This window comes from Pseudomonas sp. Marseille-P9899 (genome assembly GCF_903166565.1).
In the GTDB taxonomy this organism is placed as follows: Bacteria; Pseudomonadota; Gammaproteobacteria; order Pseudomonadales; family Pseudomonadaceae; genus Aquipseudomonas; species Aquipseudomonas huaxiensis.
Genome location: NZ_CAESCG010000001.1, coordinates 1,481,787 through 1,491,921 on the forward strand (window position 1 = coordinate 1,481,787; position 10,135 = coordinate 1,491,921).

At 65.7% G+C, this 10,135-nt stretch carries 11 protein-coding genes; 3 read left to right on the forward strand and 8 right to left on the reverse strand.

Translation table 11 applies throughout. The features are described from left to right. Positions 1-6: 6 nt before the first annotated feature. The 6 genes from HWV67_RS06540 to HWV67_RS06565 all read right to left on the reverse strand — a co-directional run bounded on the left by HWV67_RS06540 (position 7) and on the right by HWV67_RS06565 (position 4,241). Positions 7-312 carry a 2Fe-2S iron-sulfur cluster-binding protein gene (locus tag HWV67_RS06540; protein WP_175650451.1) on the reverse strand — a complete coding sequence of 102 codons (306 nt, stop codon included), beginning with the start codon at positions 310-312 and terminating at the stop codon, positions 7-9. A gap of 16 nt (positions 313-328) precedes the next feature. Then, complete coding sequence (locus HWV67_RS06545; protein ID WP_175650452.1) at positions 329-1,252, reverse strand: catechol 2,3-dioxygenase; 924 nt, start codon at positions 1,250-1,252, stop codon at positions 329-331. A 60-nt stretch (positions 1,253-1,312) separates the two neighbouring features. After that, the gene (locus HWV67_RS06550; RefSeq protein WP_175650453.1) at positions 1,313-2,239 is read right to left on the reverse strand and encodes an acetaldehyde dehydrogenase (acetylating); all 927 of its coding nucleotides are present in this window, start codon (positions 2,237-2,239) and stop codon (positions 1,313-1,315) included. Positions 2,240-2,436: 197 nt separating this feature from the next. Further along, entirely contained in the window at positions 2,437-2,628 is a 192-nt protein-coding gene (locus HWV67_RS06555) for a tautomerase family protein (protein ID WP_110970585.1), read from the reverse strand. Between the two features lie 21 nt (positions 2,629-2,649). Further along, positions 2,650-3,438, reverse strand: coding sequence for a 2-oxo-3-hexenedioate decarboxylase (gene dmpH / locus HWV67_RS06560; RefSeq protein WP_175650454.1), 789 nt, complete (start codon positions 3,436-3,438; stop codon positions 2,650-2,652). Between the two features lie 17 nt (positions 3,439-3,455). Next, the gene (locus HWV67_RS06565; RefSeq protein WP_110970583.1) at positions 3,456-4,241 is read right to left on the reverse strand and encodes a fumarylacetoacetate hydrolase family protein; all 786 of its coding nucleotides are present in this window, start codon (positions 4,239-4,241) and stop codon (positions 3,456-3,458) included. 157 nt (positions 4,242-4,398) lie between these two features. Between HWV67_RS06565 and HWV67_RS06570 the strand changes: the two genes are divergently transcribed. Continuing rightward, on the forward strand, positions 4,399-5,292 hold the full coding sequence (locus HWV67_RS06570; RefSeq protein WP_175650455.1) for a LysR family transcriptional regulator: 894 nt from the start codon (positions 4,399-4,401) through the stop codon (positions 5,290-5,292). Beyond that, positions 5,289-6,245, forward strand: a complete 957-nt coding sequence (locus HWV67_RS06575) for a site-specific integrase (RefSeq protein ID WP_175650456.1) — start codon at positions 5,289-5,291, stop codon at positions 6,243-6,245. Before HWV67_RS06570 ends, HWV67_RS06575 begins: the two co-directional genes overlap by 4 nt. Position 6,246: 1 nt before the next feature. Here HWV67_RS06575 and HWV67_RS06580 read toward each other — a convergent pair whose 3' ends face one another. Together HWV67_RS06580 and HWV67_RS06585 are read right to left on the reverse strand one after the other, a co-directional pair. Next, positions 6,247-7,386 (reverse strand): glycerate kinase, encoded by a 1,140-nt coding sequence (locus HWV67_RS06580; protein WP_175650457.1) that lies wholly within the window; start codon positions 7,384-7,386, stop codon positions 6,247-6,249. Positions 7,387-7,529: 143 nt separating this feature from the next. Next, on the reverse strand, positions 7,530-8,627 hold the full coding sequence (locus HWV67_RS06585) for a sugar diacid recognition domain-containing protein (RefSeq protein WP_175650458.1): 1,098 nt from the start codon (positions 8,625-8,627) through the stop codon (positions 7,530-7,532). Positions 8,628-8,788: 161 nt separating this feature from the next. On the opposite strand from HWV67_RS06585, the gene HWV67_RS06590 reads away from it, so the two are divergent. Next, positions 8,789-10,117 (forward strand): MFS transporter, encoded by a 1,329-nt coding sequence (locus tag HWV67_RS06590; RefSeq protein ID WP_175650459.1) that lies wholly within the window; start codon positions 8,789-8,791, stop codon positions 10,115-10,117. Positions 10,118-10,135: the final 18 nt, after the last annotated feature.

Sequence of the window (10,135 nt, forward strand, 5' to 3'; positions counted from 1 at the left end):
ATGAATTCACCCGGCGATCCGACGTACCGGATCGACCGTTCTTTCAATCAGCAGGTCACTGCGCGGATAAGTCCGGCAGGCCAGCGCATAGCCCTGCTCTCGTTCTTCGGGGGTGACCCGCGCGGCGCTGGTCGGGCCGCGATGGATCTCGCCTTCGAGCACGCGGATCTTGCACACGCCGCAGCCCCCGCCGCGGCAGCCCACTTCAATGCACTGCCGGCCCTGGCGCTCCATGGCGCCGAGCAGCGATTCCTGCGGCAGCACCCGGAAACTCTCGCCACTGGCCAGGCGCACCTGAAAGCCGTCGTCCATGCCCGTGCCTCCCGACTCAGGTCATCACCGTGAGGAAGCGCTCGTTGAGCACGCGGCTGTGATAGAAGATCGCCTTGCCCAGATCCTGCTCGCGCCAGATCACCGGCTTCTGGTCCGGGTAATGCACGTCGCCCCCGGCGAACACTTCGTTGCGGTTGCCGGACGGGTCGAAGAAATACATCGACTGGCCGTGGGTGATGCCGTGGCGGGTGGGGCCGACGTCCAGCGAGGTGTCGGTCATCGACAGCAGGTCGCCGGCGCGCAGCAGCCCTTCCCAGCTATCCAGCAGGAACGCGGCGTGGTGGAAGGCGCCGGTGTTGCCGTCGCCGACGAAGGCGATGTCGTGGGCCTTGATCGACAGCGACAGCCAGTCGGCCACGCTCTCGCCGTCGTCACCCACCACCTGCTCGGTGACGTGGAAGCCCAGCACCTCGCAGAACAGCTCGCGGTTTTCGCGCAGATTGCCGCCGTGCAACTGGCAGTGGTCGAAGGCGGTCACGCGCATGCCGCGCAGGCCACGGGGCCAGGCCTCCGGGTTGATTTCCCGCACACCCCATTTGCCGGTGTATTCCTTGTCGGCGTACAGCTCGATCCAGTGGCCGGTCGGGCACAGGAAGCGCACGCGGCGACCGCAGAAATCCAGCTCGCCGGCGGGGATCTGCTCGACCTGGCAGCCCCAGGCCTTGAGGTCTTCGGTGAGGGACAGCAGGGTCTGCTCGTCGCGGACCTTGAAGCCCATGAAGTCCATGCCCGGTACCTCGGCCTGGACCAGCACCACGGAGAAACGGTCGGTTTCGGTCCAGCCCTTGAGGTAGATGCGGCCCAGGTTGTCCTGATGCGTCACGATCAGGCCCAACAGTTCGACGTAGTGCTTGAGTGCCTCGGTCATGTCCATGACCCGGATCTGCACGTGGCCGGGGCGGAGTACGCCTTTTCTCATTTCTTCACCTGTTGTTGTCGTTATTGTTGTGAATCCCGTAGGAGCGGGGGGCAAGGTTCGTCACATACTGGCGGCAATCCGCTCGGCGCACGCCAGCGCCGCCGAGGTCATGATGTCGAGGTTCCCGGCATACGCCGGCAGATAATGCGCCGCCCCCTCCACTTCGAGGAAAACTGAAACTTTCAGTCCCTGCCGCCAACCCTGCCCCGGCACATTCACCGGCACTTCCAGGTCCTCGAACTGCACCGCCTGCTTGAGCCGGTAACCGGGCACATAACCCTGCACCCGCTCGACCATGGCCTGGACACTGGCGCTGATCGCCTCGCGGTCCGCCGGCTCGCACAGCACGAACACGCTGTCGCGCATGATCGGCGGCGGCTCGGCCGGGTTGAGGATGATGATCGCCTTGCCCCGCTCCGCTCCGCCCAATTGCTCGATGGCACGGCTGGTGGTCTCGGTGAATTCATCGATATTGGCCCGGGTGCCGGGACCGGCGGAGCGGCTGGAAATCGAGGCGACGATTTCGGCGTAATGCACCCGGGTCACCTGCGACACCGCCTTGACGATGGGGATGGTCGCCTGGCCGCCGCAGGTCACCATGTTCAGGTTGCCGGCGTCGAGCTGGTCGTCGAGGTTGATCGCCGGGATCACGTAAGGGCCGAGCGCCGCCGGCGTCAGGTCGATGACCCGCACACCGTGGGCCTGCAGCACCTGATTGTGGCGGGCATGGGCCTGGGCCGAGGTGGCGTCGAAGACGATGTCGATGTCCTTGAAACCCGGCAGCGCCAGCAGCCCGTCGAGGCCGCCGTCGGTGGTCGCCACGCCCAGGCGGCGTGCCCGGGCCAGGCCGTCGGAGGCCGGATCGATACCGACCATCGCGGCCATCTCGACGTGATGCCCGTGGCGCAGCACTTTGATCATCAGGTCGGTGCCGATATTGCCCGAACCGATGATCGCCACTTTGCTGCGTGTCGTGGTTGCGTTCATGGGATTCCCTGTCGTTGTCATTATTAAGGAGCCGCCAGGCTGTAGTTCAAAGCCCTAGGCTCTGAATGAACAGCCTTGATACTCGGTGATGCTGCGTTGAAAACAGCCTCGGAATGCTCATTTACAACCCGTAAACTCCGCTTCCTCGGCTGTTTTCGCCTTGCCTGACCTTCGTCTCAAGACTGTTCATACAGACCCTAGCGTCCGCGTTGCTTGGCGGTCTGCCCGGCGATGCCGAAATCGCTGGCGGGGATCTCGTTGATGATCACCCGCACCGATTCCAGCGGCGCATCCAGCGCCTCGACCGCCGCCGCCGACAGCGCTTCGATCAGGCGCGCCTTCTGTTCTTCACTGCGTCCGGCAATGAGGTGGACCTGCATGATGGGCATGGTCAATGCTCTCCCGTGAATTCAAACGAACCGCATGGATACGCTGCCCAGATGCTGGAAGCGCACGTTGATGTTGTCGCCGGCTTCCACCGCTACCGCTTCGGTGACGCCGCCGGTCAGGATCAGGGTGCCGGCAGGAATTTCCCGGCCGCGTTCGCCGAGCATGTTGGCCAGCATCGCCACGCTCTGCGCCGGATGGCCGAGCACCGCGGCGGCCGAGGCCGTGGCGACGATGCGCCCGTTGCGCTCCATGACCACGCCGAGGTTGCGCAGGTCCAGGGCCTGCACCGACAGCGGCTGGCCGCCCAGCACATAGCGCGCCGAGGAGGTGTTGTCGGCGATCACGCTCTTGAGGTCGAAACGGAAGTTCTCGTAGCGCGAGTCGATCACCTCCACCGCCGGCAGGACGAAGTCGGTGGCCGCCAGGACCGTGCCGATATGGCAGCCCGGCCCGGACAGCGGCCGGTTGGTGACGAAGGCGATTTCCGCCTCGACTTTCGGGTGGATCAGTTCGCGGGTATCGATCACGCCGCCTTCGGGCACTGAGCCGTAGTCGGTGATAAAGCCGTGGATCGGATCGATCACGCCCATCTGGCGCATCTTGGCGTGGGAGGTCAGGCCCATTTTCAGCCCGGCGATGCGCACGCCGCGTTGCTCCTTGATCGCGCGGATGGCGTCCTGGATGGCATAGGCGTCCTGCCAGTCCATGTCCGGGTAATCGTCGGTGATCTTGTGCACCGCGTTGACCGAACGCTCGGCGTTTTCCAGGTGGCGTGCCAGGTGTTCGATGGTCTGGGTATTCAGTGACATGTAGGGTTCCCCGTCGCTCAGATGAATCGCACGCTGGCCGAGCCGATACCGCCCAGGCTCATGCGCAGGTTGTCGCCGGCCTTAACCGGCACCATGGCCGACAACGCGCCGGAGAGGATCACTTCGCCGGCCTTCAGGCCCATGTCGAAGCGCCCGAGGGTGTTGGCCAGCCAGGCCACGGCGTTGGCCGGATGGCCCAGGGCCGCGGCGCCGGCGCCGGTGTGGGCGATTTCGCCGTTGAGTTCCAGGGTCATGCCGGTCAGGCACAGGTCAATGGCGTGGGGCGACACCGCCGCGTCACCGAGCACGAACAGCCCGGACGAGGCGTTGTCGGCGATGGTGTCCTGGATGGCGATCTTCCAGTCACGGATTCGCGAATCGACAATCTCGAAGCACGGCATCACGCATTCGGTGGCGCGCAAGACATCGGCGACGGTCAGGCCAGGGCCGGACAGGTCGTGCTTGAGCAGGAAGGCGATCTCGCCTTCGGCCTTCGGCGCGATCAGGCTGGCGGCTTCGATGGCGGCGCCGTCTTCGCGCAGCATCGCCGAGGTGAGGTGGCCGAAGTCCGGCTGATCGACCTTCAATTGGGCCATCACGGCCGCGCTGGTGACACCGATTTTCTTGCCGATGACCTTCTCGCCATCTTCTTCCTGGCGCCGCGCCAACACCCGCAGTTGCAGGGCGTAGGCCTGTTCCAGGGTGATCTGCGGGAAGCGCGCGGTGAGCGGCTCGATCGGCTGGTTGTGCTTGAGTGCGCGGTACAGCTCGTCACTCACGGATTCGAATTGATTTGACTGCATGGGTACCTGCCATGGATGCCGTATTGGGCCTGCCGCGGTCAGCGGCGGTGGAGCCAAGGTACGGCCGGGTAACAATGCAGTCCAATACTGTATAGTCACCGAACGATGCGTTTGGCGCATCGTTGTATTTCACCTCAGTTGGTCAGGGACATTGCCGATGGAAATCAGGCAGTTGCGTTACTTCGTCGCCGTTGCCGAGGCGCTCAACTTCAACCGTGCGGCCGAGCGCGTGCACATTTCCCAGTCGGCCCTGAGCCGGCAGATCCAGCAACTGGAAGAGGACGTCTCGGCGGTGTTGCTGGAGCGCAACTCCAAGCGCGTGGCGCTGACCGAGGCCGGCGAATCCTTCTATCACCACGCCTTGCGCATCCTCGGCGATCTGCAGTTCGCCGCCGAAGAATCGCGGCTGCTGTCCTCCGGCCAGCGTGGCAGCCTGGCCATCGGGATCTTCGGTTCGTCGATCCTCGATCTGATTCCCCAGGTGCTCAAGCGCTTCACCACGGCCTACCCGGACGTGCACATTTCGCTGCACCCGATGGACAAGGACGCGCAGATCCAGGCCCTGCGCGAACGCCGCCTGACCATCGGTTTCAATCGCCTAGTGCCGGTCGAGCCGGATATCGAACAGGAGGAGGTACGTCAGGAGCCATTGATGTTGGCCCTTGGCGAAGGCCACCCGCTGGCGGGTGAAAGCTGCATCGACCTGGAGCAGATCCTCGACCAGCCGATGATTCTCTACCCGCGTGGCGTGCGCAGCAGCCTGGCGCTGCAGATCCGCGACATGTTCGGCGAATACGGCGCGCAGCCGCACGTCGCCCATGAAGTCACCGACGTCACCACCGCCATCGCCCTGGTCGGCGGCGGCATGGGCCTGAGCATCGTGCCGCGTGCCGCCACCAACCTGCGCTTGCCGGGGGTGGTCTATCGCGAGCTGGCCTGCCGGCGGCCGTCGCTGATCGAGTTGAATTGCCTGTACCGCAAGGGTGATCTGTCGCCGGTGTTGCAGGCATTCCTGACTATCCTTCGTGAATTCCGCGAGACTGCCGCATGAACACGATCGACCAGTACCTGCAAGCTGCGGTGCGCGACAACACCCGTCGCAGCTACCGCTCGGCCATCGAGCACTTCGAGGTGACCTGGGGCGGCTTCCTCCCCGCCACCGCCGACAGCATCGCCCGCTACCTGGCGGACTTCGCCGGCGAGCACTCCATCAACACCCTGCGCCAGCGTCTTGCCGCGCTGGGGCAGTGGCATGTCAGCCAGGGCTTTCCCGACCCGACCAAGGCGCCGCTGGTGCGGCAGATGCTCAAGGGCATCCGTGCCCTGCACCCGGCGCAGGAGCGCCAGGCCGCGCCGCTGACCCTGGACCATCTGCAACGCACCATCAGCCACCTGCAGCAGTGCGCCGAACAGGCCCAGCGCGAGCAGGCGTTGCCGGCGCTGCTGCGTGCGCGGCGGGACGCGGCGCTGTTGCTGATCGGCTTCTGGCGGGGTTTTCGCGGCGATGAGCTGGCCCGCTTGCGCGTCGAGCACATTCAGGCCCAGGCCGGCGGCGGCATGCTGTTGTACCTGGCGCAGAGCAAGGGCGACCGCCAGGGACGCGGGGTGACCCACCGCATGCCGGCGCTGAAAAGCCTGTGCCCGGTGCAGGCTTACCTGGAATGGATTCGCGTGGCGGGGATCGCTCGCGGGCCGGTGTTCCGCAAGCTCGACCGCTGGGGCAACCTCGGCGAAGAGGCGCTGAACAGCGGCAGCCTGATCGCGCTGTTGCGGCGGATCTTCGAAGGCGCCGGGCTGCCCGCCGAAACCTACAGCGCCCACTCGTTGCGGCGCGGCTTCGCCACCTGGGCCAGCAGCAACGGCTGGGACACCAAGGCGCTGATGAGCCACGTGGGCTGGCGGGACATGAAATCGGCGCTGCGTTATATCGACGCGAGCGCCTCGTTCGGTGAGCTTGAGCTGTCAGCGCCGGTGGTGCCGGCGCTTAGCCAGTTGCCGGACTGAATCAACCGCGGCGGGCGCTGTTCCACAAGCGGATGATATCGCCCGCCCGGGCCGCCAGCAGCGGCGCGGCATTGGCGCAAGCTTGTTGCAGGGTCATCGGACCGCTGGTGACGGCAAAGGCGGCGTCGATGCCGTGGTCATACAGTTCCTGATAACCCTCACCGAGGGTCCCGGCGATCACCACCACCGGCACACCGTGGCGGCGGGCGATGCGGGCCACGCCGAACGGCGTCTTGCCGCGCAGGGTCTGCGCGTCGAAACGGCCTTCACCGGTGATGACCAGGTCGGCGCCCTGCACCGCCTGCTCCAAGCCCGCCAGTTCGGCGACCACTTCAATGCCCGGCCGGAACTGCGCGTCGAGAAAGGCCTTGGCGGCGAAACCCATGCCGCCAGCAGCGCCGCAACCGGGGAAATCCCGCACATCGCGACCCAGCAATTGCGCACAGTGATCGGCGAAATGGCCGAGTGCGTGGTCCAGCAGTTCGACCTGTTCGGGACTCGCGCCCTTTTGCGGACCGAAGATCGCCGAAGCGCCGTTGCTGCCGCACAGCGGGTTATCGACATCCGCCGCCACTTCCAGGCGCACACCGGCCAGACGCGAATCAAGACCGCTGGCGTCCAGGCGAGCGACCTGCGACAAGGCCAGACCGCCCTCCTCCAGCTCGCTGCCCTGGGCATCGAAGGTGCGCAGGCCGAGGGCGCGGAGCATGCCGCTGCCAGCATCGTTGGTGGCGCTGCCGCCGATGGCCAGGATGATCCGCTCGGCGCCGGCATCCAGCGCCGCGCCGATCAACTGGCCGGTGCCGAAGGTGCTGGTGCGGCAAGCGTCGCGTTGCTCCAGGGTCAGCAGTTGCAGGCCGCTGGCCTGGGCCATCTCGATGATCGCGGTGCGGCTGTCGGCCAGCCAGCCCCAGTACGCGCTGACCTCAAAGCCCAGCGGGCCGCGAACATTCAGCGCGCGCCGCTCACCGTGGCAGGCGGCAACGATGGCTTCCATGGTGCCTTCGCCGCCGTCGGCCATCGGGCAGCAGATCAGTTGTGAACCCGGCAGCACCGCGGCGATGCCCTCGGCAATGGCGGCGGCGACCCCTTCGGCGCTGAGGCTGTCCTTGAACGAGTCAGGGGCGATGACGATTTTCATGAGGAACTCCTTTTGCAGATGCCTGCATGCTGCCAGTTGCCGCAGTGGCGGGCCTCGGTCGAGTGCACAAGATTGGGGGTGAGTTGTTTGGTCAGTTGGACAAGGGGGCAGCCTGAGAAGTAGGAGCGAGCTTGCTCGCGATTTTACTCCGCCGCCAACAACTGCAACCCCAGATACAAACTCAACATCCCCTCCAGCCGCAACGGGTCCACGCCGCTCAACTCGCCAATCCGCTCCAGCCGGTAACGCAGGCTGTTGCGGTGGATGCCCAGCGCTTCGGCGCAGGCCTGGCTCTGGCCGTCATGGGCGCACCAGGCACGCAGGGTTGCGAGCAACTGGCCGCTGACGTCTTTGGCTCGGACTCGCTGCAAGGGTTCCAGCAGTTCATCCAGGGCGTCGTCCTGGCGATGGCGCCAGAGCAAGGCCGGCAAGCGGAAACGGGCCAACGTCAGCAGGCGCTCATCAGGCACTACGTCTTGCCCGTAGGCCAGCAGGTCGCGCACGCGGCGGTAGCCTCGGCGCAGTTTGTCCACGCCATCGGCGATGCCGCCCACCGCCAGGCGCTGTACCTGCCAGCCCTGGCCCTGGAGTTTTTCCAGCAGCCGCGCTTCGTCCAGCACCAAGGTCGCCGGGCGGCACCAGAGCAGCGATTGCCGCGCCGGGCTTACGCACCAACTGTCCGGGTAGCGCTGCATCAGCCACACCGACAGCGCTTCCGCGCCCGGCCCCTCGTCCAGTTCGAACAGGCAGGGAATCCGCGGCAGTTGCGGTTTCAGGCCCAGTTGCCGGGCTTCGTCCACCAGCCGCGGGGCGTCGCCGCTGCCGCCCAGCAGCAGGGCCAGCAAGTCGTCGCAACGTTGCCGGCGCCATTGCTGTTCGACTTGCAGGTGACGCTGGGCCAGGAGCATTTCCGCGGTCATCCGCACCAGTTCGGCATAGGTGCGCAGTTGCTGCGGCTCGCCGGTGATGCCGAGCACACCGATCAGCCGGCCATCGAGCATCAGCGGCAGGTTGACCCCCGGCTGCACGCCCTTGAGGCATTTGGCGGCTACGCTGTCGATTTCGACGATGCGTTCGTTGGCCAGCACCAGTTGCGCGCCTTCGTGGCGGGTGTTGATGCGCTGGCGCTCGCCGCTACCGAGGATCAGGCCCTGGCTGTCCATGACGTTGACGTTGTGGGGCAGAATCGCCATCGCCCGGTCGACGATGTCCTGCGCCAGGTCATGGTCCAGTTCGAACATGCGCGGTTCCTTGAAGGTCTACAGGTTGGTCGGCAGCACAGCCGTGCGCCGTAAATGCTGTGCAAAAGCACAAAGACAGGGCTCCTGCGCTGGTCGAGACTTCGTTGAAGCGCCCGCCTCGCCGCGGGATGCCGCACAACCATAACAACAGAGAGAGAACCATGTCATCCAGCCCTGCCTCTGACCACGGCCACGACATCAACCGCGACGCGCTGTACCGGCGCATCACCTTGCGGCTGATCCCCTTCATCTTCATCTGCTACCTGTTCAACTACCTCGACCGGGTCAACGTCGGCTTCGCCAAGTTGCAGATGCTCGACGCCCTGAATTTCAGCGAAACCATTTATGGCCTCGGCGCCGGGATCTTCTTCATCGGCTACGTGCTTTGCGGCCTGCCCAGCAACCTGGCGCTGAACCGCTTCGGCCCGCGGCGCTGGATCGCGCTGATGATGATCACCTGGGGCACGCTGTCGACCTGCCTGCTGTTCGTCACCACACCGACCCAGTTCTATGTGCTGCGCCTGTTCACCGGCGCCGCCGAAGCCGGGTTCTTCCCGGGTATCGTGCTGTACCTCTCGCAGTGGTTCCCGGCCCAGCGCCGCGGCCGCATCATGGCCCTGTTCATGTCGGCGATCCCGGTCTCGGGCCTGCTGGGTGGGCCGTTCTCCGGCTGGATTCTCAACCATTTCGCCGCGGGCCAGGGCGGCCTCGCCGGCTGGCAGTGGATGTTCCTGATCCAGGGCCTGCCGACCGTGGCGCTGGGCTGCATGGCGGTGTTCCTGCTCAGCGACGGCTTCGCCAAGGCCGGTTGGCTGAGCCCGGCCGAGCGTGAGGCGGTGGCTGCCGATCTGCAACAGGACGCGGCGAACAAGCCGAGCACCATCAGCGACGGCCTGATGTCGGTGCTGACCAACCCGCTGATCTGGACCTTCGGATTCGTCTATTTCTGCATTCAGAGCGGTGTCTACGCGATCAACTTCTGGCTGCCGTCGATCATCAAGAGCCTCGGTTTCAGCGATGCCCTGCTGATCGGCTGGCTGAGCGCGATTCCGTATCTGCTGGCCGGCGTGTTCATGTTGCTGGTGGGCCGCTCGGCGGACCTGCGCAATGAGCGGCGCTGGCACTTGGTGGTGCCGATGCTGATGGGCGCCATCGGCCTGTTGATCGCGGTGAACTTCGCCCATAACCCGGTCATCGCCATCCTCGGCCTGAGCATCGCCACCATGGGCGCCCTCACCGGCCTGCCGATGTTCTGGCCGATGCCCACCGCCCTGCTCAGCGCCGGCACGGCCGTTGCGGGCCTGGCGATCATCAACTCGGTCGGGCAGATGGCGGGCTTCCTCAGCCCGTACCTGGTGGGCTGGATCAAGGACCAGACGGGTTCGACCGATGCGGCGCTGTATTCGCTGGCGGGGTTGATCGTGTTTGGCAGCCTGGTGGCGTTGCGGGTTTCGCGTAATCGCCAGGGGGCGGCGGTTACTGCCCGGTAGGGTTTGATCCAGGAGAGC